The sequence below is a fragment of the Pseudomonas sp. D3-27 genome (assembly GCF_051132165.1).
Classification (GTDB): Bacteria; Pseudomonadota; Gammaproteobacteria; order Pseudomonadales; family Pseudomonadaceae; genus Aquipseudomonas.
The window spans coordinates 2,352,216-2,373,514 of the sequence record NZ_CP071667.1 but is presented as its reverse complement, the minus strand read 5'-3'; the positions used below and the strand labels follow the sequence as shown (position 1 = coordinate 2,373,514).

General features: G+C 60.0%; 25 protein-coding genes. 16 read left to right on the top strand and 9 right to left on the bottom strand.

The window, feature by feature from the left end; genetic code table 11:
- Positions 1-56: 56 nt before the first annotated feature.
- Entirely contained in the window at positions 57-1,133 is a 1,077-nt protein-coding gene (hppD, locus tag J3P92_RS11060; RefSeq protein WP_434610981.1) for a 4-hydroxyphenylpyruvate dioxygenase, read from the bottom strand.
- 250 nt (positions 1,134-1,383) lie between these two features.
- Complete coding sequence (locus J3P92_RS11055; protein ID WP_434650761.1) at positions 1,384-2,328, bottom strand: DMT family transporter; 945 nt, start codon at positions 2,326-2,328, stop codon at positions 1,384-1,386.
- Positions 2,329-2,456: 128 nt separating this feature from the next.
- Between J3P92_RS11055 and J3P92_RS11050 the strand changes: the two genes are divergently transcribed.
- A complete protein-coding gene (locus J3P92_RS11050) occupies positions 2,457-3,329 on the top strand; it encodes a LysR family transcriptional regulator (RefSeq protein WP_420767721.1) in 873 nt (290 codons plus the stop codon).
- A 317-nt stretch (positions 3,330-3,646) separates the two neighbouring features.
- Positions 3,647-4,012, top strand: a complete 366-nt coding sequence (locus J3P92_RS11045) for a histone-like nucleoid-structuring protein, MvaT/MvaU family (RefSeq protein ID WP_420767720.1) — start codon at positions 3,647-3,649, stop codon at positions 4,010-4,012.
- A 92-nt stretch (positions 4,013-4,104) separates the two neighbouring features.
- Here J3P92_RS11045 and J3P92_RS11040 read toward each other — a convergent pair whose 3' ends face one another.
- Positions 4,105-4,635, bottom strand: coding sequence for a DUF4946 domain-containing protein (locus J3P92_RS11040; RefSeq protein ID WP_434650759.1), 531 nt, complete (start codon positions 4,633-4,635; stop codon positions 4,105-4,107).
- Positions 4,636-4,782: 147 nt separating this feature from the next.
- Here J3P92_RS11040 and gloA point away from each other — a divergent pair, with 147 nt between their 5' ends.
- Positions 4,783-5,304, top strand: a complete 522-nt coding sequence (gene gloA, locus J3P92_RS11035; RefSeq protein ID WP_434650758.1) for a lactoylglutathione lyase — start codon at positions 4,783-4,785, stop codon at positions 5,302-5,304.
- Positions 5,305-5,372: 68 nt separating this feature from the next.
- Here the strand turns inward: gloA and ahpF are convergent, their stop codons facing one another.
- The 4 genes from ahpF to galU form a co-directional block, all read right to left on the bottom strand.
- A complete protein-coding gene (ahpF, locus tag J3P92_RS11030; RefSeq protein WP_434610970.1) occupies positions 5,373-6,935 on the bottom strand; it encodes an alkyl hydroperoxide reductase subunit F in 1,563 nt (520 codons plus the stop codon).
- A 123-nt stretch (positions 6,936-7,058) separates the two neighbouring features.
- Positions 7,059-7,622, bottom strand: coding sequence for an alkyl hydroperoxide reductase subunit C (gene ahpC, locus J3P92_RS11025; RefSeq protein WP_011061677.1), 564 nt, complete (start codon positions 7,620-7,622; stop codon positions 7,059-7,061).
- 234 nt (positions 7,623-7,856) lie between these two features.
- Positions 7,857-9,212 carry a glutathione-disulfide reductase gene (gene gorA / locus J3P92_RS11020; protein ID WP_434651117.1) on the bottom strand — a complete coding sequence of 452 codons (1,356 nt, stop codon included), beginning with the start codon at positions 9,210-9,212 and terminating at the stop codon, positions 7,857-7,859.
- 174 nt (positions 9,213-9,386) lie between these two features.
- Positions 9,387-10,226 (bottom strand): UTP--glucose-1-phosphate uridylyltransferase GalU, encoded by an 840-nt coding sequence (galU, locus tag J3P92_RS11015; RefSeq protein ID WP_039592970.1) that lies wholly within the window; start codon positions 10,224-10,226, stop codon positions 9,387-9,389.
- A 233-nt stretch (positions 10,227-10,459) separates the two neighbouring features.
- On the opposite strand from galU, the gene J3P92_RS11010 reads away from it, so the two are divergent.
- Together J3P92_RS11010 and J3P92_RS11005 are read left to right on the top strand one after the other, a co-directional pair.
- The gene (locus tag J3P92_RS11010; protein ID WP_420767715.1) at positions 10,460-10,675 is read left to right on the top strand and encodes a hypothetical protein; all 216 of its coding nucleotides are present in this window, start codon (positions 10,460-10,462) and stop codon (positions 10,673-10,675) included.
- 114 nt (positions 10,676-10,789) lie between these two features.
- Positions 10,790-11,071: a hypothetical protein gene (locus tag J3P92_RS11005; RefSeq protein WP_420767714.1), complete on the top strand. Its 282-nt coding sequence runs from the start codon at positions 10,790-10,792 to the stop codon at positions 11,069-11,071.
- A gap of 14 nt (positions 11,072-11,085) precedes the next feature.
- On the opposite strand, the gene J3P92_RS11000 is transcribed toward J3P92_RS11005, so the two are convergent.
- Complete coding sequence (locus J3P92_RS11000; RefSeq protein ID WP_420767713.1) at positions 11,086-11,436, bottom strand: hypothetical protein; 351 nt, start codon at positions 11,434-11,436, stop codon at positions 11,086-11,088.
- 206 nt (positions 11,437-11,642) lie between these two features.
- Here J3P92_RS11000 and J3P92_RS10995 point away from each other — a divergent pair, with 206 nt between their 5' ends.
- The 5 genes from J3P92_RS10995 to ada all read left to right on the top strand — a co-directional run bounded on the left by J3P92_RS10995 (position 11,643) and on the right by ada (position 14,825).
- Positions 11,643-11,945 carry a DUF1883 domain-containing protein gene (locus tag J3P92_RS10995; protein ID WP_003182962.1) on the top strand — a complete coding sequence of 101 codons (303 nt, stop codon included), beginning with the start codon at positions 11,643-11,645 and terminating at the stop codon, positions 11,943-11,945.
- A gap of 26 nt (positions 11,946-11,971) precedes the next feature.
- Positions 11,972-12,142, top strand: a complete 171-nt coding sequence (locus J3P92_RS10990) for a hypothetical protein (RefSeq protein WP_420767712.1) — start codon at positions 11,972-11,974, stop codon at positions 12,140-12,142.
- 135 nt (positions 12,143-12,277) lie between these two features.
- Positions 12,278-12,997, top strand: coding sequence for a 2OG-Fe(II) oxygenase (locus J3P92_RS10985; RefSeq protein ID WP_434650756.1), 720 nt, complete (start codon positions 12,278-12,280; stop codon positions 12,995-12,997).
- On the top strand, positions 12,987-13,664 hold the full coding sequence (alkB, locus tag J3P92_RS10980; RefSeq protein WP_434651116.1) for a DNA oxidative demethylase AlkB: 678 nt from the start codon (positions 12,987-12,989) through the stop codon (positions 13,662-13,664). The genes J3P92_RS10985 and alkB overlap by 11 nt, the downstream gene beginning before the upstream one ends.
- A gap of 87 nt (positions 13,665-13,751) precedes the next feature.
- On the top strand, positions 13,752-14,825 hold the full coding sequence (gene ada, locus J3P92_RS10975; protein ID WP_434610964.1) for a bifunctional DNA-binding transcriptional regulator/O6-methylguanine-DNA methyltransferase Ada: 1,074 nt from the start codon (positions 13,752-13,754) through the stop codon (positions 14,823-14,825).
- Here the strand turns inward: ada and J3P92_RS10970 are convergent.
- Positions 14,789-15,277, bottom strand: a complete 489-nt coding sequence (locus tag J3P92_RS10970; protein WP_434650754.1) for a GyrI-like domain-containing protein — start codon at positions 15,275-15,277, stop codon at positions 14,789-14,791. The two genes, ada and J3P92_RS10970, sit on opposite strands and share 37 nt — an antisense overlap.
- 148 nt (positions 15,278-15,425) lie before the next feature.
- Here J3P92_RS10970 and J3P92_RS10965 point away from each other — a divergent pair, with 148 nt between their 5' ends.
- The 6 genes from J3P92_RS10965 (at position 15,426) to J3P92_RS10940 (ending at position 21,094) form a co-directional block, all read left to right on the top strand.
- Positions 15,426-16,487 carry an NAD(P)H-dependent flavin oxidoreductase gene (locus J3P92_RS10965; RefSeq protein ID WP_434650752.1) on the top strand — a complete coding sequence of 354 codons (1,062 nt, stop codon included), beginning with the start codon at positions 15,426-15,428 and terminating at the stop codon, positions 16,485-16,487.
- Positions 16,488-16,725: 238 nt separating this feature from the next.
- A complete protein-coding gene (gene modA / locus J3P92_RS10960) occupies positions 16,726-17,475 on the top strand; it encodes a molybdate ABC transporter substrate-binding protein (protein ID WP_434610957.1) in 750 nt (249 codons plus the stop codon).
- The gene (gene modB, locus J3P92_RS10955; RefSeq protein WP_420767705.1) at positions 17,475-18,155 is read left to right on the top strand and encodes a molybdate ABC transporter permease subunit; all 681 of its coding nucleotides are present in this window, start codon (positions 17,475-17,477) and stop codon (positions 18,153-18,155) included. Before modA ends, modB begins: the two co-directional genes overlap by 1 nt.
- A 3-nt stretch (positions 18,156-18,158) precedes the next feature.
- Entirely contained in the window at positions 18,159-19,238 is a 1,080-nt protein-coding gene (gene modC / locus J3P92_RS10950; protein ID WP_434650750.1) for a molybdenum ABC transporter ATP-binding protein, read from the top strand.
- 121 nt (positions 19,239-19,359) lie between these two features.
- Positions 19,360-20,397, top strand: coding sequence for a DNA topoisomerase IB (locus J3P92_RS10945; protein ID WP_434563609.1), 1,038 nt, complete (start codon positions 19,360-19,362; stop codon positions 20,395-20,397).
- A 133-nt stretch (positions 20,398-20,530) separates the two neighbouring features.
- Positions 20,531-21,094, top strand: coding sequence for an ATP-dependent Clp protease proteolytic subunit (locus J3P92_RS10940; RefSeq protein WP_030142235.1), 564 nt, complete (start codon positions 20,531-20,533; stop codon positions 21,092-21,094).
- Positions 21,095-21,299: the final 205 nt, after the last annotated feature.

The window sequence follows — 21,299 nt, the reverse complement described above, 5'->3', positions numbered from 1 at the left end:
CCGGGCAAAAAAAACCGCCCGGCATCAGGCCGGGCGGTGTTTGTGACACTCAGGCATTAGTCAGTAGTCAGCACACCACGGCGCACCTGGTCACGCTCGATCGACTCGAACAGCGCCTTGAAATTGCCCTCGCCGAAGCCATCGTCGCCCTTGCGCTGGATGAATTCGAAGAACACCGGGCCCATCAGGGTTTCCGAGAAAATCTGCAGCAGCAAACGCTTGTCGCCCTGCTCGGAAGCGCCATCGAGCAGGATGCCACGCGATTGCAGCTCCGCCACTGGCTCGCCATGATTCGGCAGACGGCCCTCGAGCATTTCGTAGTAGGTGTCCGGCGGCGCGGTCATGAAGCGCATGCCGATTTTCTTCAGCCCATCCCAGGTCTTGATCAGGTCGTCGGTGAGGAACGCCACATGCTGGATGCCCTCGCCGTTGAACTGCATCAGGAACTCTTCGATCTGGCCAGCGCCCTTCGAGGACTCTTCGTTCAGCGGAATGCGGATCATGCCGTCCGGCGCGGTCATGGCCTTGGAGGTCAAACCGGTGTATTCGCCCTTGATGTCGAAGTAGCGGATCTCGCGGAAGTTGAACAACTTCTCATAGAAGTTCGCCCAGTACGCCATGCGCCCGCGATACACGTTGTGGGTCAGGTGATCGATGATCTTGAGCCCCGCACCCACCGGATTGCGGTCGACACCTTCGAGAAACACGAAGTCGATGTCATAGATCGAGCTGCCTTCGCCAAAACGGTCGATCAGGTACAGCGGCGCGCCGCCGATGCCTTTGATCGCAGGCAGGTTCAGCTCCATTGGGCCGGTCTCGATATGGATCGGCTGGGCACCGAGTTCCAGGGCGCGCTTGTAGGCTTTTTGCGAGTCCTTGACGCGGAACGCCATGCCGCAAACCGACGGACCGTGTTCGGCGGCGAAGTAGGACGCCACGCTATTGGGCTCGTTGTTGAGGATCAGGTTGATCGCGCCCTGGCGATACAAGTGCACGTCCTTGGAGCGGTGGGTCGCTACCTTGGTAAAGCCCATGATCTCGAAGATCGGCTCCAGGGTGTTGGGCGTAGGGGATGCAAATTCGATGAATTCAAAGCCCATCAGGCCCATCGGGTTTTCGTATAGATCTGCCATGTCGGCGCCTCATCATGCTTATCAATTAACAAGAAACGTTAGTTGCCAGTGATGCTGAGGGCGCGCGGCGGCGCGCAGGAAATACCGCGGACGCTGCGGGCGAGGAAATCGCCATAGATCAGTTGAAACCCAAGTATCTTCATTGTCGACCCAAGGCTCTTGCGGGCGAGGCTTCTGCTGCCAGAAGACGTTATTCTTATATGCGTAAATCGATTCTACACAGCGTAACCACATTTGTCCGCCTTGGGTATCAAATCGCCTTTTTGGCCGAGCGTGCAAGGGGTTTGTTGCACAGGAAAATACCCATCAGGATCAGCCCCCCGCCCCCGCACATCAAGACCGTAAGCCGTTCGTCCAATAGCAAGGCGCCCAGCAGGACCGCCGTCAGTGGATTGAGCGCGATGAACACGCCGGACCGGGTCGCGCCAATCCGGCGGATGCCGTCATACCAGGCGATATAGGCTAGCGCCGAGCCCAGTACGCCAAGGTACAACAGGCTCAGCCATTGCCCGGCATCCAGTGCGGTCAGCGCCGCGAAGCGAATCTCTCCCCCGGCCGCGCACGCTCCCCAGAGCATCAGCGTGCCCAGCAGGATCGACCAGGTCACCGTTTGCAACGGGCCAAGGCCTTCATTCAGGCCTGTGGAAAATAGCGAGTAGATACCCCAGCCGAGCACGCAGCCGAAAATCAGCACGTCGCCTATCCACCCTTGCTCCGTTGTTTGTAGCAAGGCCGGGTCACGACCCACGATCACCAGACCCGCCCCGCCGAGACACAAGACGATGCCGGCGACTTTCAAGCGGCTCAGCCGCTCCTTGAATAACCACCAGGAGGCCAGCCCGATCACCGCCGGGTTCAACGCCACGATCAACGAGGCCCGCGACGCGCTGATGTATTGCAAACCATAAAAGAAACACAGGTTGTAGAAGAAAATACCGAAGAACCCCAGCATCGCCAGTTGCAAGCCCTGCTTCAGGCTGGGCCTGGTCAGAGGAATGCCGGCCACCCCGAGAAACACCAGCAGCGCGAGACTCGCCAGCAGAAAGCGCAGGCTGGCGGCCAGCATGGGCGCCAATGCATTGGAGAGGATCCGCCCGGCCACGAACGTCCCTCCCCAGATCATTGTGACCATGGCGAGCTTCAGGTAGACCGGCAGGTCGGAAGCGATCGGCATGGAATGTTCCATGGGTTTCATTGCTTTCATCTCATTCAAGGTCGTTCGGATGCCAGTGACGAGGGAGCTCTCTCGCCACGGTTTTCTCTGTCGCTCAAGTGCCGTATTGTTCGCCTCATATCTTGTCATCGTAAAATGAGCTTTTACTCATGACCCTGACCCAACTCGAAATCTTTTCGCTGGTCGCCGAGCTGCGCGGCTTCACGGCAGCCGCGACACGGTTGGGCATCGGACAATCAGCGGTGTCGCACGCAATCAGGTCCTTGGAAAACGAACTGGGCGTCGAGCTGTTCAGGCGTCATCAGACCCTGGTGGAGCCCAGCGACATCGGCCAGCAATTGCTGCTGCGGGCCCGAGCCATGCTCGGCTTGGCCAACACGCTGCGCCAGGAAGCCGCGGATGCCCGAGGCATGCGCCGCGGAACCTTGCGCATCGGCTCGTTCGGCCCGACAGCCTCGATGAAGCTGTTGCCCGCTATCCTGGAACGCTTCAGGACCTTGCACCCGGGGATCGAAGTGCATGTCGACGAGGGGCCGGACCGGCAGGTTCTGCAATGGTTGGACGAACGCCGGATCGACGTCGGTTTCGTAGTCTTGCCGGAGGAACGCTTCGATACGTTCGCGTTGGTGACCGACCAGATGGTCGCCTTGCTCCCTGCTGCTCACGCCCTCGGGGATCGAACCCACGTGCAACTCAAGGATTTGTGCGACGACCCTTTCATTCTCACCGAGGCCGGCTCGTCGGAACTGGTCTGGCGACTGTTCAATGCCGCGCGCTTGACACCCAATGTCCGTTATCGCTGCTCGCAACTGCTCAGTACGCTCGACCTCGTCACTCGTGGCGACGCGGTGAGCGTAGTGTCCGAAGGCTCGTTGCCCCTGTTCGATAATCCTGGCTTCGTTGTTCGTCCTCTGTCGCCTCCCGTCCCACGACAGATCGGCCTGGCCGTACTCGATAGCCGCCAGGCCTCGCCGGCAACCCTGGCATTTATCGAGCTGGCACAGGCCGTTCAGCCGACTTGATTGCGCTTAACTTTCGATAGGGTTATCTATTAGCCCAACGGACTAGAGCACGCGATTGCATTACACCGCCTAGTACTGCTAACAGCTAATCTCGTCGCCAGTCGCTTGACGTCATCGGCCCGACTGATGGTAAAACGCCAACAGCTGTTACATAACGAAAAAGTTACGATTTACACTTTTCGGTTTAACTACTACAATTTTTTCTGCCTCTACCAGATAGCAGGAGAGTCATTAGTCACCGAGTCGCTACAAGGCGCCTGGCTTATAGCTTTGTTTGCGGTTGGTATCAGCCTTATATTTTGATTGGAGTAATTATATTGTCCAGACTCGCTGAATTTCGCAAAGCCGAAAAGGCCCTTCAAGAGCAGCTCGCGCAGCTGGAAGCTTTGAAGAATGACGCCGGGCTCAAGAAAGAAATCGAATTCGAAGAAAAGCTCCAAGGGCTGATGAAAACCTACGGCAAGGGCCTGCGCGACATCGTTGCGATCCTCGACCCGAGCCCGTCCAAATCAGGCCTGTCGTCGGGCAAGACGCCAAAGACCCGCCGTGCCCGCGTCGTCAAGGTCTATCAGAACCCGCACACGGGCGAACTGATCGAAACCAAGGGCGGCAACCATCGCGGTTTGAAAGCCTGGAAGGAAAAATACGGTGCGAGCACCGTCGATTCCTGGCTGCGCGGTTGAAAGCACTACAACGAAAAAAGCCCTGGCCTGCACCCGGGGCTTTTTTATGGGCCGAACTTTCGTGTTGGCCCAAGAGTATTACGCTGAAAGCCTTATAATTTCAGGCTATTTCGTACCGACTGTATTTCATCCTGGCTTTCTACAAATACCTGCGCCTGCCCCGCATAGGACAACACGTAGGCATTACCCTCATTAAGTGCCGCGACGAGGGTCTGCGACAATACATGACGCCCGTTTTGCGTGATCGTGCAAGTGGTTTCCAAAGCGCTTACGCCGCCCAATACGGACGCGTGAATCTTATTGCAGACACTTTGATAGCCACCTTGGAAAAAATCCTTCTGAATGGACTTTCTCATTTCCAACAGCACGCCTTGCAAGTTTACTTGATGGTCGGGCTCGACAGCCGACGCGGTCAACTCCATCACCATCACGGCATTGCCCGAACGGTCGCTTTTGGTGGCGCGCTGCCGACTGGTACCTTTGGCCGGGGCCGGTGCGTCGGCGGGCAGCGATTCGATGATCCATCCCGAGGGCCAGGTTACCTGTGGTTCGGCCGCCCCCACATCGACGCTCGACGCGACGGCAAACAACAGGACGAACAGCGAAGAAAGCGGTCGAAACATTGCGTTGCACTCAAGGACTGATCGTGAAGTCTGAAGCGCGACGCACCACCAGGCAATAGGCATGTTTGGCGATGCCACGCCCCTTGCGTATCATGGACGCACCTGCAAGGAAGCTAGCACAAGCCCCACTTATTTTTCGGAGGGCCCATGAGCCTGCAAGAACTCAATACTTTCCCTGGCGTCACCGCTCAACCCGATGCCGCAACGGCCAAATTCGTCTTCAACCACACCATGCTGCGGGTCAAGGACATTACCAAGTCCCTTGATTTCTACACCCGTGTGCTGGGTTTTTCCCTGGTGGAAAAGCGCGACTTTCCAGAGGCCGAATTCAGCCTGTATTTCCTTGCCCTGGTCGACAAGAACCAGATCCCGGCGGACGCGGCGGCGCGTACCGAGTGGATGAAATCGATCCCCGGCATCCTCGAACTGACGCATAACCACGGCACCGAAAACGATCCGGCGTTCACCTACCACAACGGCAACACCGACCCGCGCGGTTTCGGCCACATCTGCGTCTCCGTGCCAGACGTGGTCGCCGCCTGCGAGCGCTTCGAAGCGTTGGGCTGTGACTTCCAGAAACGCTTGAGTGATGGCCGCATGAAAAGCCTGGCCTTCATCAAAGACCCGGACGGTTATTGGGTCGAGATCATCCAGCCTGCACCGTTGTAAGTTCTGCGGTCACAAAAAAACCCCATGAGCCAAGGCCCATGGGGTTTTATTTTTCCAGCGACCGGCTATCAGGCCGGTGCGGAGGTGCGGATCAGGTGATCGAAGGCGCTCAGCGAAGCCTTGGCGCCCTCGCCCACGGCGATCACGATCTGCTTGTACGGCACGGTGGTCACGTCACCGGCAGCGAACACACCCGGGATCGACGTTTCGCCACGAGCATCGACAATGATCTCGCCACGCGGCGACAGCTCGACGGTGCCCTTGAGCCAATCGGTGTTGGGCAACAGGCCGATCTGCACGAAGATCCCCTCCAGCGCCACGTCGCGCACTTCACCGCTCGGACGGTCCTTGTAGCGCAGGCCGTTGACCTTCTGCCCGTCACCCGTCACTTCGGTGGTCTGGGCGTTGGTGATCACCGTCACGTTCGGCAGGCTGTGCAGTTTGCGCTGCAACACCGCGTCGGCACGCAATTGCACATCGAACTCCAGCAACGTGACGTGGGACACGATACCCGCCAGGTCGATGGCCGCTTCGACGCCGGAGTTACCGCCGCCGATTACCGCGACCCGCTTGCCCTTGAACAGCGGACCGTCACAATGCGGGCAGTACGCCACGCCTTTGTTGCGGTATTGCTGCTCGCCCGGCACGTTCATTTCGCGCCAGCGGGCACCGGTCGCCAGGATCACGGTCTTGGCCTTGAGGCTCGCGCCGCTGGCGAACTTGACTTCATGCAGCCCACCGGCCGTGCCTGGCACCAGTGCGTCGGCGCGTTGCAGGTTCATGATGTCGACGTCGTATTGCTTGACGTGTTCTTCCAGGGCGACAGCCAGTTTCGGCCCTTCGGTTTCCTGGACCGAGATGAAGTTCTCGATGGCCATGGTGTCGAGCACCTGGCCGCCGAAACGCTCGGCCGCCACACCGGTACGGATGCCTTTTCGTGCCGCATAGATGGCCGCCGAGGCACCGGCCGGGCCACCGCCCACCACCAACACGTCAAAGGCATCCTTGGCGCTGATCTTCTCAGCCTGGCGCTCGATGCCACTGGTGTCGATCTTGGCGAGGATTTCTTCCAGGCCCATGCGACCCTGGCCGAAGTTCACACCATTCAAGTACACGCTTGGCACGGCCATGATCTGGCGTTCATCGACTTCAGCCTGGAACAGCGCGCCGTCGATGGCGACGTGCTTGATGTTCGGGTTCAGCACCGCCATCAGGTTCAGCGCCTGGACCACGTCCGGGCAGTTCTGGCACGACAGCGAAAAATACGTCTCGAAGTTGAAATCGCCCTTGAGCGAGCGGATCTGTTCGATCACTTCGACACTGGCCTTCGAAGGGTGGCCACCGACTTGCAGCAGGGCCAGCACCAGCGAAGTGAATTCATGCCCCATGGGAATGCCGGCGAAACGCAGGCTGATATCGGCTCCCGGGCGGTTCAACGAAAACGATGGCTTACGCGCATCGGTGCCGTTGTCGAGCAAGGTAATCTGGTTGGAAAGACTGGCAACGTCTTTGAGTAACGCAAGCATTTCCTGGGATTTCGCACCGTCGTCGAGGGATGCAACGATCTCGATCGGCTGGGTGACCCGTTCCAGGTATGACTTCAACTGAGCTTTAAGATTGGCGTCCAACATACGGGCGATTTCCATTTTTGAATTTCAGAAAAAACAACGCCCAGGCGAATCTCGCCCGGGCGTTTTTTGGGGCGAAGCGGCTTACTTGGCTAAGAGCGGATCGCCCTCGGGTAACGCATTGGTTTAGATCTTGCCGACCAGGTCCAGGGACGGAGCCAGGGTGGCCTCGCCTTCTTTCCACTTGGCTGGGCAGACTTCACCTGGGTGAGCGGCAACGTACTGGGCTGCCTTGATCTTGCGCAGCAGCTCGGAAGCGTCACGGCCTACACCACCGTCGTTGATTTCAACGATCTTGATCTGACCTTCAGGGTTGATCACGAAAGTACCGCGGTCAGCCAGGCCAGCTTCTTCGATCAGCACGTCGAAGTTGCGGGAGATGGCCAGGGTCGGGTCGCCGATCATGGTGTACTGGATCTTGCCGATGGCTGGCGAAGTGTTGTGCCAGGCAGCGTGGGCAAAATGAGTGTCGGTGGACACGCTGTAGATTTCGACGCCCAGCTTCTGGAACTCGGCGTAGTTGTCGGCCAGGTCTTCCAGCTCGGTTGGGCAAACGAAGGTGAAGTCAGCTGGGTAGAAGAACACGACAGACCACTTGCCTTTCAGGTCGGCGTCCGATACTTCGACGAAAGCGCCGTTTTTGAAAGCGGTGGCTTTGAACGGTTTAACTTGGCTGTTGATGATAGGCATCGTTGACTCTCCGTCAGTGGTTGAAAAGTTGATGGGGTGAATCTTAGCCATTCATTGCGCTGTTGGCTCATTGCCAAAGCTCATGCAAATGATTGGTTTTGACTATCAGGAATCTATATAGATAGAAGAAATCTGTGGAAGCTGCCGAAGGCGGCGATCAATCGATCGTGGCAGCTGCCTGACAGTTCACGGGGCTGGATCAACGGATCACAGCCCCATGGACGAAAAGCCTGATCAGGCGGTAGGCGTACGCATGGTGACGAATTCTTCGGCTGCGGTTGGATGCACGCCGATGGTTTCATCGAAATCGCGCTTGGTAGCACCGGCCTTGAGGGCAATCGCCAGCCCTTGGATAATTTCACCGGCGTCCGGCCCGACCATGTGGCAGCCTAGGACCTTATCGGTCTTGGCATCGACCACCAATTTCATCAGGGTGCGTTCCTGGCAGTCAGTGAGGGTCAGCTTCATCGGCCGGAAACGGCTTTCGAAAATCTGCACCTCATGGCCGGCTTCCCGAGCCTGTTCTTCCGTCAAACCTACCGTGCCGATGTTCGGCAGGCTGAACACCGCCGTGGGGATCATTCGATAATCAACCAGGCGGTATTGTTCAGGCTTGAACAGGCGCCGCGCCACCGCCATGCCTTCGGCCAGGGCGACAGGCGTGAGCTGCACACGGCCGATCACATCGCCAATGGCCAGGATCGACGGTTCAGCCGTCTCGTATTTTTCGTTGACCTGCACGAAGCCTTTCTCGTCCAGCTTGACGCCCGTGTTCTCCAGCCCAAGACTGTCCAGCATCGGCCGGCGGCCGGTGGCGTAGAACACACAATCGGTCGACAACGTGCGACCGTCCTTGAGCGTCACTTTCAAGCTGCCGTCGGCTTCTTTGTCGATGCGTTGGATGTCTGCGTTGAATTGCAGGTCCAAGCCACGACGCTGCAGCTCTTCGGCCAGATGCTTGCGCACCGCGCCATCAAAACCGCGCAAGAACAGGTCGCCGCGATAGAGCAAGGATGTCTGCGCGCCCATGCCGTGGAAGATCCCGGCGAATTCCACGGCGATGTAGCCGCCCCCCACCACCAGCATGCGCTTGGGCAGCGTCTTGAGAAAAAACGCTTCGTTGGAACCGATGGCGTGCTCGCTCCCGGGAATATCCGGAATCACCGGCCAGCCGCCGGTGGCGATCATGATGTGCCTGGCGGTGTAGCGCTCGCCGTTGATCTCGACTTCATGAGGGCTGGTAATCCTGGCGTGGCCTTCATGCAAGGTCACACCGCTGTTGACCAGCAGGTTGCGGTAGATGCCGTTGAGGCGATTGATCTCACGATCCTTGTTGGCGATCAGCGTGGCCCAGTCGAAACTCGCCTCGCCCGCCGTCCAGCCGTAGGCCGACGCTTGTTCGAAATCCTCGGCGTAATGCGCGCCGTAGACCAGCAGTTTTTTCGGCACACAGCCGACGTTGACGCAGGTCCCCCCCAGGTAGCGGCTTTCCGCCACGCCCACTTTCGCGCCGAAACCCGCGGCAAACCTCGCCGCCCGCACACCGCCGGAACCGGCGCCAATCACATACAGATCAAAATCGTAGGCCATCATCTATCTCCTTCGGCAGGTTGTCAGCATACCTGCTGTTTTCACCTGAGGCAGCGTTGCAGCGCAAACAGCGACTTTGTTTGTGTGATTGATGATTGGCGGAAGGTTTTTTTGCAGAAAAAAAAACGCCCCGAACCAGTCGGGGCGTTTTTTCAAGGCGCGACGCAGGCTGAATCAGTAAGCCTTGCCGGTCTTGTAGAAGTTCTCGAAGCAGAAGTTGGTTGCGTCGATGTAACCTTCGGCGCCACCGCAGTCGAAGCGCTTGCCCTTGAACTTGTAGGCCATGACGCAGCCGTTCTGGGCCTGTTTCATCAGGGCGTCGGTGATCTGGATCTCACCGCCCTTGCCTGGCTCGGTCTGTTCGATCAGGTCGAAGATGTCCGGAGTCAGGATGTAGCGGCCGATGATCGCCAGGTTCGACGGCGCATCTTCAGGTTTTGGTTTTTCAACCATGCTGTGAACGCGGTAGATGTCTTCGCGGATCATTTCACCGGCGATGACACCGTACTTGTTGGTTTCCTGCGGATCCACTTCCTGGATCGCCACGATGGAGCAACGGAATTGCTTGTACAGCTTGACCATCTGGGTCAAAACGCCGTCGCCTTCCAGGTTCACGCACAAGTCGTCCGCCAGGACCACGGCGAACGGTTCGTCACCGATCAGCGGGCGGCCGGTCAGGATCGCATGGCCCAAACCTTTCATTTCGGTCTGGCGGGTGTAGGAGAACGAGCACTCGTCCAGCAACTTGCGAATGCCGACCAGGTATTTTTCCTTGTCGGTGCCCTTGATCTGGTTTTCCAACTCGTAACTGATGTCGAAATGGTCTTCCAGGGCGCGCTTGCCACGGCCGGTGACGATGGAGATTTCCGTCAGGCCCGCATCCAGGGCTTCTTCGACGCCGTACTGGATCAGTGGCTTGTTCACCACCGGCAGCATTTCTTTGGGCATGGCTTTAGTCGCTGGCAGGAAGCGAGTACCGTAACCGGCTGCTGGGAACAAGCATTTCTTGATCATATAAGTCCTTGAAAAGGCGGTGTGTACAAGTTTCGGCGCAGTCTAATCAGCCGGCAGGCACCTTACAATGCCTGCGCTGGCCAACCGATGCCATCATAGAGAAATAAACCGGCGGATAGTTCAATCGCCTTTCGCTTCGATGGTTCCAGCGGTCCCCACTGTACGCCCATCAGCACGGTTTGCGAGCATTTGGCGTATCATGGCCGCCTTGATTCCGCCAACGAGGCAGCTAGATGTCGGCAACACAGAACGCAAACGGTTATTCGGTCAGCCAGGACAAGGACGGCCAGTGGTGGATTATCAACTACCACGGCGAGCAGGTCGCCGGTCCCTTGCCCACCAAGACAATGGCGGTGGAAGTCGCCGCGGTCTTTCAGGACGAACGTTCCGCCCCGGCGCCCCGGGAACGTGAACAGGCGCCAGCGCGCAATACTCGCCGCAAGAAATAAACAGACGGCCCCGCCGAAGCCCTGGTGCTCGGAAGGGGCCGCGGGTTTAGCTGTACCGGAATGGCCATTCGCTATAATCTCGCGCCATTCCTCCCCATCCTGATGACAACCCCCATGAAGACAATCCTGGCGCTGTTTGCAGTTCTGGCCCTGGCAGGCTGTGCCTCAGCAGAAAAAACCTATCTGGATACCGGTGAACAAGGCTTGGCCATCGACTGTTCAGGCGAAGCCAATTCCTGGGCGACGTGTTACGAGAAAGCGGAAGCTTCCTGCGCCGGTACGGGCTACCGCATCGTCGGCACGGATGGCACGCCACAGGCCAACGACAGCGAAAAGACCCTCGGTGTGGACGTGGGCAACTTCACCAGCCGCAGCGTGGTGGTCGTCTGTAAATAAAGGACGGGCCCTGCTTAACCGGAAATACAAGCGTTGGCCGCGTCCTGAACGTCGCCCGGGCGCACCGGTACGTTGGAGAGGCTTTCGTGCAGCTTGATGCTGGAGCCGCTGGAGCGTTCGTCGATGTCGAACACCGCGGCCGGTAGCGCCGACAGCTTGCCGGGGACGATCACCCGCACGCCATTCTTATGTGGCTCCATTTGCAGCGGGCCACGGCTCTCCAGAAGCTTGTCGGCAACGCACTTGGCGTATTCATGAGGTTTCTTGCCGGAGATGACGCTCATGGTGGGCGGCGTCTGGTTGATGTCCGATACCGATGCACATCCACCCAAGGCCAAGGCCAATACCCACACGCTGCGCTTCATATGAATCCTCCAATAAAGACCCTCCGACAATGCAAACGTCGATTTTCTCCAACGTCCTCTCATTTTTTATTCGCCACCGCCTGATAAATGAATGACACCCAGGACAGGGGCCGGATATTAACCCGCGGTGCTGATAAACTGCGCTCCATTATCATTGCTTCATCTTACTGTCCTGATTTGCAAGAAATGCCCTTCTGGAGGCGCCCATGAAATTCATCCACCAGCGCGAGCACCTCAACGAAGACGATATCGTCGTGATCGAATGCTCCCAAATGTGCAACATCCGTTTGATGAACGACGCCAATTTCCGTAGCTTCAAGAATGGTGGCCGCCACACCTACCACGGCGGCGCGTTCGACACGTTCCCGGCCAGGATCACGGCCCCCAGCACCGGCTTCTGGAATATCACCATCGACACCGTCAACCGTCGCGCCATCAGCGTTACCCGCAAGCCGACCCTGACCCACAAGATCAAGATCATCCGGCGCTCCAGTTCGAAGCTGAGTTGAGCCCCCCGTCCAAGATAGGTAAAACCGTGGCCCAGACAACCAAATACGTTATCAAGTACAAACTCAACGGCGAGCGCCGCTTCGAGTTCGCGCAACTGCAGACCGGCACCGAGGAAGAAGCGCTGGTCGCGCTGCAAAAGTTGCATGGCGAGACCGATGATCAGATCACCGACCTCAAGGTCAGCAAGGCACTCTGAAGCCTGCCAGCTGGCTTTTTGTGGTGAGGGAGCTTGCTCCCTTTCTACAAAAAGCGCTTCACATCGCAAGAATCGGAGTGCCCGGCAGCGCTGTACTCTTCAGGCTGAACAGTCCTTTTATCTAGGATTGCAATCATGTCCTCAACGCCTCTATTGACCCAACCCCTCCCCCACCTCGATTGGCCCACCATGGTGGATAGCCTCAATGAGGACGGCTGCGCGATCATTCGCAACCTGCTGCCGACCGTACAATGCCGGCAGTTGAGCGGTTTGTATGAGGACGCCGGGGTTTTTCGTTCGCGGGTAATAATGGGGCGCCACGGATTCGGACGCGGTGAGTACCAGTATTTCGCTTATCCGCTGCCTGAGATCGTCCAGCATTTGCGCCAGTCGCTCTATCCGATGCTGGTCCCAGTGGCTAATCGCTGGAACGATTGCATGGGCCTGGAAACGCGATACCCCGACAAGCACACGGATTTCATCCGCCGTTGCCATGCCGCCGGGCAGCAGCGTCCCACACCGTTGCTCCTCCAATACGGCCCGCAGGATTACAACTGCCTGCACCAGGACCTTTATGGCGAACAGGTGTTCCCGCTACAGGTAGCCATCCTGCTGTCGGAACCGGGAGACGACTTTACCGGGGGCGAGTTCGTCCTCACCGAGCAACGCCCGCGCATGCAGTCACGCCCCCAAGTCATCGACTTGAAACGAGGCGACGCCGTGGTGTTCGCCGTACACCAGCGGCCGGTCAAAGGCGTTCGCGGGTATTATCGGGTTAACTTGCGCCATGGCGTCAGCCGTGTACACAGCGGTCGCCGGCATACACTCGGGATCATTTTTCATGATGCGCAATGACGACACCCCCGTCACTCTCGACCTGTTCGCCGACCAGGCGCTCACCACGCCTGGCCAGGTCGAACAGATCGGCCAGCAATCCTTCGTGCTACGCGGGTTTGCCCTGCCCTGGCTCGACCGTTTGTTGCCAGCGCTGGAAACAGTCTTGCAGGCCGCACCGTTCCGGCAGATGGTCACGCCCGGTGGCTTTACCATGTCGGTCGCCCTGACCAGTTGCGGCGCACTCGGCTGGACCACCGACCGCAGCGGCTATCGCTACACCGCCCATGATCCACAGACAGGCGATCCCTGGCCCGCCATGCCGCCAGTGTTTCGCGAGCTGGCCCAGGCCGCCGCCCGGCAAGCGGGCTTCGAGCACTTCGAGCCCGATGCCTGCCTGATCAACCGCTACGTGCCCGGCGCGCGGATGTCGCTGCACCAGGACAAGAACGAGCGCTCCCTGACGGCCCCCGTCGTCTCGCTTTCCCTTGGCCTGCCGGCGACATTCCAGTTTGGTGGATTCGAGCGCAGCGACAAAAGCCAGCGCATTCCGTTGTTTCATGGCGACATCGCAATCTGGGGCGGCGTGGATCGGTTGCGCTACCACGGCGTGCTGCCGCTCAAGCCGGGACAACATACACGTCTGGGCGCCCAACGCATCAACATGACGTTCCGCATGGCCGGATAACAATGCAGAATTCAACCGCAAGACCCGGAGTGTCGTCACCTGGATGGCTCAGTAATCTAGCCAAAACGGGCCAAAGGAATCACGACCATGAACAGCACTTCAAGTACGCTCGCCCCTGATCAGGACCCTCGCTGGGCCGCCGTACTCGCCCGGGATCCGCGCGCCGATGGCACCTTTGTCTACGGCGTGAAGACCACCGGCATCTATTGCCACCCCAGCAGCCTGTCGCGCCTGCCCAACCCGCGCAATGTCGAATTCTTCGACACGCCGGAACAGGCCCAGGCAGCCGGTTATCGTCCCAGCAAACGGATGGCCAGGGACCAGACCCAGATCGCCGCGCAACAAGCGGCGCGGGTGGCGGCGGCCTGCCGGCAGATCGAGGCGGCCGAGCAACTGCCAGGCTTGACTGAACTGGCACAAAGCGCCGGCCTGAGTCCCTTCCATTTTCATCGCGTCTTCAAGTCGATCACCGGCCTGACCCCCAAGGCCTACGGCGCCGCCCATCGCTCGCGCAAAGTGCGCGAACGCCTGGCCGACGCCGGAACGGTGACCGAAGCGCTTTACGACGCAGGCTTCGGTTCCAACAGCCGCTTCTATGAAGCCGCCGACAAAGTCCTGGGTATGAAACCTGGCGAGTATCGCGCCGCCGGGCTGAACACCGATATTCGCTTCGCCCTCGGCCAGTGTTCCCTGGGAGCGATCCTGGTGGCGCAAAGCGAGCGTGGCGTGTGCGCGATCCTGCTGGGGGACGACCCGGATGCGCTGCTGCGTGACCTGCAAGACAAGTTCCGCCGCGCCAACCTCATCGGTGCCGACCGGGAATTCGAGCAACTGATTGCCCAAGTGGTGGGCTTCATCGAGGCACCGGCGCTGGGCCTGGACCTGCCACTGGACTTGCGTGGCACGGCGTTCCAGGAACGGGTCTGGCAAGCCCTGCGAGAGATCGCGCCCGGCAGCACCGCCAGCTATGCCGAAATCGCCCAGCGCATCGGCATGCCCAAAGCGGTGCGCGCGGTGGCCCAGGCCTGCGGCGCCAATAGCCTCGCCGTGGCGATCCCCTGCCATCGAGTGGTGCGCAGCGACGGCAACCTGTCGGGCTACCGCTGGGGCGTTGAGCGCAAGCGTCAGCTGTTGGCGCTGGAACGCTCGCCCGAGGATTGAACACCGATATAGATCGCCACCGAGTCGGGTGCGTTATAGACCTCGAAATCGGTGCTGAACCGGCGCACGGCCTGCGGATTGTCGGCGAAGTACGCCCAGATCAGCCCCCAGGTCTGGATCACGCAATCGGGCATTTCGCCCTTGGCCGAGAACACCAGGTAATCCCCGCCCTCGACTTCCACGGCGGGGTAGCCTGCACTCGTGGCGTCGACCTGTACGCCCGCCGTCACATTGAAGTAGCTGGTGGCATCGGACTCGTAGCCGGAGTACACCCCGTAGACGAACGACTCCGACTGCCGCGCCGGAACTCGCTCGAACAACCCTTCGGTGAAGAATTGCTGCCACATCGGGCCGATTCTCGCCGTATCGCCCTGTTGCTCCTCGGCGTTGCGGGTGCGTACCTGCAAACCGGCGACCGTGAAAGGTTCGACGGTCTTGAGTTTCACGTCCATGGGTTCGGCTCCTTGATAAGTGGTGTCCCATGGTACCCATCCCGCCGTTGGTATCAAACCCGGGCAGCGATTGAAAAACTCGACTGGCCCTGGCCGGGTCACACCTGCTAAAAACACCGTTTCCTTCTGCCGTCGGAGACACCCGAACATGAGTCAGTGGCCAGACACCCGCATTCTTGACCTGCTCGGCATCGAGCATCCCATCATCCAGGGGCCGCTGGCCGGGGTGACCGGTCCGGCGATGGTGGTCGCCACTTGCAATGCCGGCGGACTGGGCTCGATGCCCGCGGCGATGCTCGACGTGGAGCAACTGCGCCAGGCACTGACGACCATCGCCGAGCAGACCGACAAGCCGTTCAACGTCAATTTTTTCAGTCATCAGCCGCCCGCTTTCGACGAACAACGGGCCGAGGCCTGGAAACAGCGCCTCAAGCCTTATTACGAAGAGCTGGGGGTGGATTTCGACGCGCCGACGCCCGTATCCAATCGCACGCCGTTCGACGATACGGCCTGCCGGGTGTTGGAAGAGATGCGACCCAAGGTGGTCAGCTTCCACTTCGGCCTGCCGGAAAAATCGTTGCTCGATCGGGTCAAGGCCACCGGGGCGAAAGTCCTCTCTTCGGCCACCACCGTGGAAGAAGCGATCTGGCTCGAGCGACACGGCTGCGACGCGATCATTGCCATGGGTTATGAAGCCGGCGGTCATCGAGGGATGTTCCTCAGCGACGACCTCGATACTCAGGTGGGCCTGTTCGCCTTGCTGCCGCAAGTCGTGGACGCGGTGACCGTGCCGGTGATCGCCGCCGGCGGTATCGGCGATGCGCGGGGCATCGTCGCCGCATTTGCCCTGGGTGCGTCGGCGGTGCAGCTGGGCAGCGCCTACCTGTTTACCCCGGAAGCGAAGATCACGCCTTCCCATCACCGGGCGTTACGCACGGCCAAGGAAAGCCAGACTGCAATCACCAACCTGTTCACCGGTCGGCCGGCCCGAGGGATCGTCAACCGGGTGATGCGCGAGGTCGGCCCGATGAGCCCACTGGCGCCAGCATTTCCGCTGGCGGGCGGCGCGTTGATGCCCCTTCGCGCGAAGGATGAAGCCGACTTCGCCAACCTTTGGGCCGGCCAGGCGTTTCCCCTGGGGCGGGAGCTGCCCAGTGGCGAGCTGACGCGGCGCCTGGCTGAGGAGGCTCTGGCTCGGTTCAAGGGCTGAGCGCTAGCCTGACAGTCTCCGGCGCTTGACCGGACGCTATCGCGAGCAAGCTCGCTCCCACAGGGGTTCAGTGTGAATATCAATCATGCATTCATCCCGAAATCCTGTGGGAGCGAGCTTGCTCGCGATGACGGCAGCCCTGCCACCGCTGACTTCTGACAAAAAGCCACGTTCCGTTTGTCAGCCTTTCGCTATATATTCCGCTATATAGCGAAACCATTTCCACGGAACCCTGCCCATGCGCCTGACCCCGCTCGTCCTGCTGCTTGCTACTTGCTTTTGTATCAACGCCGCCCAAGCCGATGAAGTGCAAGTCGCCGTCGCGTCCAACTTCACCGCCCCGATCCAGGCCATCGCCGCCAGCTTCGAGAAGGACACCGGGCATAAACTGATTGCCGCCTACGGCGCGACCGGGCAGTTCTATACCCAGATCAAGAACGGCGCGCCATTCGAGGTGTTCCTGGCTGCCGACGACACCACGCCGGCGAGGCTGGACAGCGAAGGCGACACCGTGCAGGGCTCGCGCTTTACCTACGCCATCGGTACGTTGGCGTTGTGGTCGGCCAAGACCGATTACGTCGACGCCAAGGGGCAAGTCCTGCGGGACAATGCCTTCCAACACCTGTCCATTGCCAATCCGAAAACCGCGCCGTATGGCCTGGCCGCCACACAGGTGCTGGAAAAGCTGGGGCTCACCCATCAGGCCAAGGGCAAGATCGTCGAGGGCCAGAACATCACCCAGGCCTATCAGTTCGTTTCCACTGGCAATGCCGAACTGGGTTTCGTGGCCCTGTCCCAGGTGTTCAAGGACGGCAAGCTGACAAGCGGTTCCGCGTGGGTTGTCCCGGGCGAACTGCATGATCCGATCAAGCAGGACGCGGTGATCCTGGCAAAGGGACGGGGCAACCCCGCCGCCCAGGCATTGATGAGCTATCTGAAGGGCCCGAAAGCCGCCGCCATCATCCAGGCCTACGGTTACCAACGCTGATGCCACTGACCGACGCCGATTACGCCGCCATCTGGCTGACCCTGAAACTGGCGTCGCTGACCACGGTGATCCTGCTTTTCATCGGCACGCCCATCGCCCTGTGGCTGTCGCGCACCCAATCGCGGCTTCGCGGTCCGGTGGGTGCGGTGGTCGCCCTGCCGCTGGTACTGCCGCCTACCGTGATTGGCTTCTATCTGCTGCTGGCGCTGGGACCCAACGGCTGGATCGGCCAATTCACCCAAGCCCTCGGGCTGGGCACCCTCACCTTCAGCTTTACCGGACTGGTGATTGGCTCGGTGATCTACTCAATGCCCTTCGTGGTGCAGCCGCTGCAAAACGCCTTTTCCGCTATCGGCAGTCGTCCTTTGGAAGTCGCCGCCACCCTGCGGGCCGGGCCGTGGGATACCTTTTTCAGCGTCATCCTGCCTTTGGCCCGACCGGGTTTCATCACCGCCGCAATCCTCGGCTTCGCCCACACGGTGGGTGAGTTTGGCGTGGTGTTGATGATCGGCGGCAACATCCCCGAGAAGACCCGGGTGGTGTCGGTGCAAATCTACGACCACGTCGAAGCCCTTGAGTACAGCCAGGCCCATTGGCTGGCGGCGGCGATGCTGGTGTTTTCTTTCCTGGTGCTGCTGGCGCTGTACTCTAGCCGCCGAACTCGCGCCGGTTGGAGCTGATCGATGATCGAGGCAAGGTTTCAACTCGACCGTGGCGATTTTTCCCTGGACCTGGACCTGCAATTGCCCGGCCGTGGGGTGACGGCGCTGTACGGCGAGTCCGGATCCGGCAAGACCACCTGCCTGCGCTGCATGGCCGGGCTGGACCGACCGACGCGGGGTTTCGTCGAGGTCAATGGCGAGGTCTGGCAAGACAGTGAGCATGAGGTGTTCGTCCCGCCTCACAAGCGAGCGCTGGGGTATGTTTTCCAGGAGGCGAGCCTGTTCGATCACTTGTCGGTGCGCGACAATCTTCTGTTCGGCCTCAAGCGCGTTGCCGCGGCGCAACGGCGCGTGGACATCAACCACGCGACGGAACTGCTCGGCATCGGCCATCTCCTCGACAGGCAACCCCACAACCTTTCCGGTGGCGAACGCCAGCGCGTCGGCATCGCCCGCGCCTTGCTGACCAGCCCGCGCCTGCTGCTGATGGACGAGCCTCTGGCCGCCCTCGATACACGCCGCAAAAACGAGATCCTGCCTTACCTGCAACGGCTCCACGATGAGCTGGATATCCCGGTGCTGTACGTCAGCCATTCCCAGGACGAAGTGGCGCGGCTGGCCGATCATATCGTGGTGCTGGACGCTGGGCGGGCCTTGGCCAGCGGGCCAATCGGCGAGACCCTCGCCCGGCTCGACCTGCCATTGGCGTTGGGGGATGACGCAGGCGTGGTAATCAACGGAAAAGTCGCCGGCTACGACCCGGACTATCAGTTGCTCACCCTGACCCTGCCCGACAGCCAGTTGAACGTGCGGGTTGCCCACACGGCGCTGGCGGTCGGGCAGCCGCTGCGCTTCAAGGTCCAGGCCCGGGACGTCAGCCTGAGCCTGGCGAACGACGGGCAGACCAGCATCCTCAATCGCCTGCCAGTGGCGGTCGTCAGCGAACTGGCCGGCGACAATGCCGCCCATGTGCTGATCCGCGTGGAGGCCGCCGGCACACCGCTGCTGGCGCGGATCACTCGGTATTCGCGCGATCAGTTGAAGCTGCATCCCGGACAGATCGTGTGGGCACAGATCAAGGCGGTGGCGGTGTTGGCGTAGCCTTCGCGCCTGTAGGGCCAGCACACAAGCGTCCCAAGTGACATGAGAATCTCGGCACGACCGCAACGGGCAGAGGTCAATGAGTTCACAGGCCATTTGAATTCATCGCCAAGGATCAACCATGCCCGACACCCCGCTGCCCGATGCACTCCCGGCCGACTTGCACTATGTCGATGACACTGCGCCGGGCATCACCCGCAGGAAACTGCGAGGCAAATTCTGCTATTTCGACCCTTCGGGCCAGCGCATCACTGACGCGGCCGAAATCCAACGCATCAATTCCCTGGCCGTTCCGCCGGCCTACACCGACGTCTGGATCTGCTGCGACCCGCGCGGCCACCTCCAAGCCACCGGGCGCGATGCCCGTGGGCGCAAGCAGTACCGTTATCACACGCGCTGGCGCGAAGTGCGCGATGCCGACAAGTATTCACGCATGCTGGAGTTCGGCCGCACACTGCCCCGGCTGCGCAAACGCCTGGAAGAGATCCTCGCCACCCCCGGCTTCAGCCGCGACAAAGTCATGGCGACGGTCATCACCTTGCTCGACGTCACCCTTATTCGCGTCGGCAATACGCAATACGCCCGGGACAACCGCTCCTACGGCCTGACCACCCTGCGCAACAAGCATGTCGCGGTCAATGGCAGCGCCATCGCTTTCCAGTTCCGGGGCAAGAGCGGCATCGAACACCAGATCACCGTGAAGGACCGGCGCCTGGCGCGGATCGTCAAGCGCTGCCAGGAAATGCCCGGGCAGAACCTGTTCCAGTACCTGGATGAAAACGGCGAGCGCCACGCCATCACTTCTTCGGATATCAACGCCTACCTCAAGACCCTCACCGGCGCCGATTTCACCGCCAAGGACTACCGCACCTGGGCAGGCAGCGCGGCGGCGCTGGACGGCCTGCGCACACTGCAGTGGGAAACCGAAACCGAGGCCAAGCGGCACGTGGCCGAGATGGTCAGGCAGGTCGCCCGACAGTTGGGCAACACGCCCGCCGTCTGTCGTAAATGCTATATCCACCCCGCCGTTGTGGAGGGTTTCATGCGCGGCGTCCTGCACGAACTGCCCAAGCCCCGGGTTCGCAAAGGCCTGAGTGCCCAAGAAGCTGCGCTGACGATGTTCCTGCAGCGCATGGCCCAAGCCGTCGAAGCCTGTTGACCGAAGCAATCGAGCGCTGCGGGCCTCGATAAGCGAGTGACGGAAGTGGAACATCCGACAGCCGGCGGACTCCCAACTGTACAGAGCCGCTGATCCGCAGACTCGTCAACGCGTAAGTCGAGAGGAGTTTCAGATGTCCGAACACATCGTCCATTTCCATTGCCAGATCGATCAAGGAACCACCGAGCGCTTTCGGGACAATTGCCTGGAAGCCATTGAAAAAGGCGCCGACTCGCTGATGCTCAACCTCTCTACGGTCGGCGGTAGCACGAACTTCGGTTTCACCCTTTACACCTTCATCAAGTCTCTTCCCGTGCCGGTGCGCGCCGTGAACGCCGGCAACATCGAGTCGATGGGCATCGTCATGTACCTGGCCGCCAGCGACCGCACCACCACACCCCACTCGCGCTTCCTGATCCACCCGATGAATTGGTATTTCGGCCAGAAGTCGGTGGATCACTCGCGCTTGCGCGAATACCTGTCCAGCCTGGACAACGACGTGGCGCGGTATGTGGAAATCTACGTCAAGGAAACCGCCGGTGCCGCCACGCAACTGGATATCTTCAAGTGCCTGTGCGCCGAGGAGCGTGTGATCCCGGCGGAAAACTCACTGGCCTTTGGCATTGCCCACAGGGTTGAACAAGTGGTGTTTCCACCCGAAGCCAAGCATTGGAAAGTGAGCGGCGGTGAGGACTGAGTTATTCGATGAATAAATATCATTTGCCGCCGCTTTGTTAATTAATCTTTTCGATGTTGTATAAGCTCAAGCGAAACGGCTGTATAAGTTTTTTCAGCAACACTTTTCAACTCACTACCGTTCGTCGCCAGCGAAACGTTTTTTCTAAACTTCCATCCGCCGTTTTCTTTCACAATACTGCGAGGCACGTTTTACTCGCTTAACC

Excerpts from the sequence above, each read along its gene's own strand:
- hppD (WP_434610981.1), bottom strand. The coding sequence starts at position 1,133 with ATGGCAGATCTATACGAAAACCCGATGGGCCTGATGGGCTTTGAATTC.
- J3P92_RS11055 (WP_434650761.1), bottom strand. The coding sequence starts at position 2,328 with ATGAAACCCATGGAACATTCCATGCCGATCGCTTCCGACCTGCCGGTC.
- J3P92_RS11050 (WP_420767721.1), top strand. The coding sequence starts at position 2,457 with ATGACCCTGACCCAACTCGAAATCTTTTCGCTGGTCGCCGAGCTGCGC.
- J3P92_RS11040 (WP_434650759.1), bottom strand. The coding sequence starts at position 4,635 with ATGTTTCGACCGCTTTCTTCGCTGTTCGTCCTGTTGTTTGCCGTCGCG.
- gloA (WP_434650758.1), top strand. The coding sequence starts at position 4,783 with ATGAGCCTGCAAGAACTCAATACTTTCCCTGGCGTCACCGCTCAACCC.
- ahpF (WP_434610970.1), bottom strand. The coding sequence starts at position 6,935 with ATGTTGGACGCCAATCTTAAAGCTCAGTTGAAGTCATACCTGGAACGG.
- ahpC (WP_011061677.1), bottom strand. The coding sequence starts at position 7,622 with ATGCCTATCATCAACAGCCAAGTTAAACCGTTCAAAGCCACCGCTTTC.
- gorA (WP_434651117.1), bottom strand. The coding sequence starts at position 9,212 with ATGGCCTACGATTTTGATCTGTATGTGATTGGCGCCGGTTCCGGCGGT.
- galU (WP_039592970.1), bottom strand. The coding sequence starts at position 10,226 with ATGATCAAGAAATGCTTGTTCCCAGCAGCCGGTTACGGTACTCGCTTC.
- J3P92_RS11010 (WP_420767715.1), top strand. The coding sequence starts at position 10,460 with ATGTCGGCAACACAGAACGCAAACGGTTATTCGGTCAGCCAGGACAAG.
- J3P92_RS11005 (WP_420767714.1), top strand. The coding sequence starts at position 10,790 with ATGAAGACAATCCTGGCGCTGTTTGCAGTTCTGGCCCTGGCAGGCTGT.
- J3P92_RS11000 (WP_420767713.1), bottom strand. The coding sequence starts at position 11,436 with ATGAAGCGCAGCGTGTGGGTATTGGCCTTGGCCTTGGGTGGATGTGCA.
- J3P92_RS10995 (WP_003182962.1), top strand. The coding sequence starts at position 11,643 with ATGAAATTCATCCACCAGCGCGAGCACCTCAACGAAGACGATATCGTC.
- J3P92_RS10985 (WP_434650756.1), top strand. The coding sequence starts at position 12,278 with ATGTCCTCAACGCCTCTATTGACCCAACCCCTCCCCCACCTCGATTGG.
- alkB (WP_434651116.1), top strand. The coding sequence starts at position 12,987 with ATGCGCAATGACGACACCCCCGTCACTCTCGACCTGTTCGCCGACCAG.
- ada (WP_434610964.1), top strand. The coding sequence starts at position 13,752 with ATGAACAGCACTTCAAGTACGCTCGCCCCTGATCAGGACCCTCGCTGG.
- J3P92_RS10970 (WP_434650754.1), bottom strand. The coding sequence starts at position 15,277 with ATGGACGTGAAACTCAAGACCGTCGAACCTTTCACGGTCGCCGGTTTG.
- J3P92_RS10965 (WP_434650752.1), top strand. The coding sequence starts at position 15,426 with ATGAGTCAGTGGCCAGACACCCGCATTCTTGACCTGCTCGGCATCGAG.
- modA (WP_434610957.1), top strand. The coding sequence starts at position 16,726 with ATGCGCCTGACCCCGCTCGTCCTGCTGCTTGCTACTTGCTTTTGTATC.
- modB (WP_420767705.1), top strand. The coding sequence starts at position 17,475 with ATGCCACTGACCGACGCCGATTACGCCGCCATCTGGCTGACCCTGAAA.
- modC (WP_434650750.1), top strand. The coding sequence starts at position 18,159 with ATGATCGAGGCAAGGTTTCAACTCGACCGTGGCGATTTTTCCCTGGAC.
- J3P92_RS10945 (WP_434563609.1), top strand. The coding sequence starts at position 19,360 with ATGCCCGACACCCCGCTGCCCGATGCACTCCCGGCCGACTTGCACTAT.
- J3P92_RS10940 (WP_030142235.1), top strand. The coding sequence starts at position 20,531 with ATGTCCGAACACATCGTCCATTTCCATTGCCAGATCGATCAAGGAACC.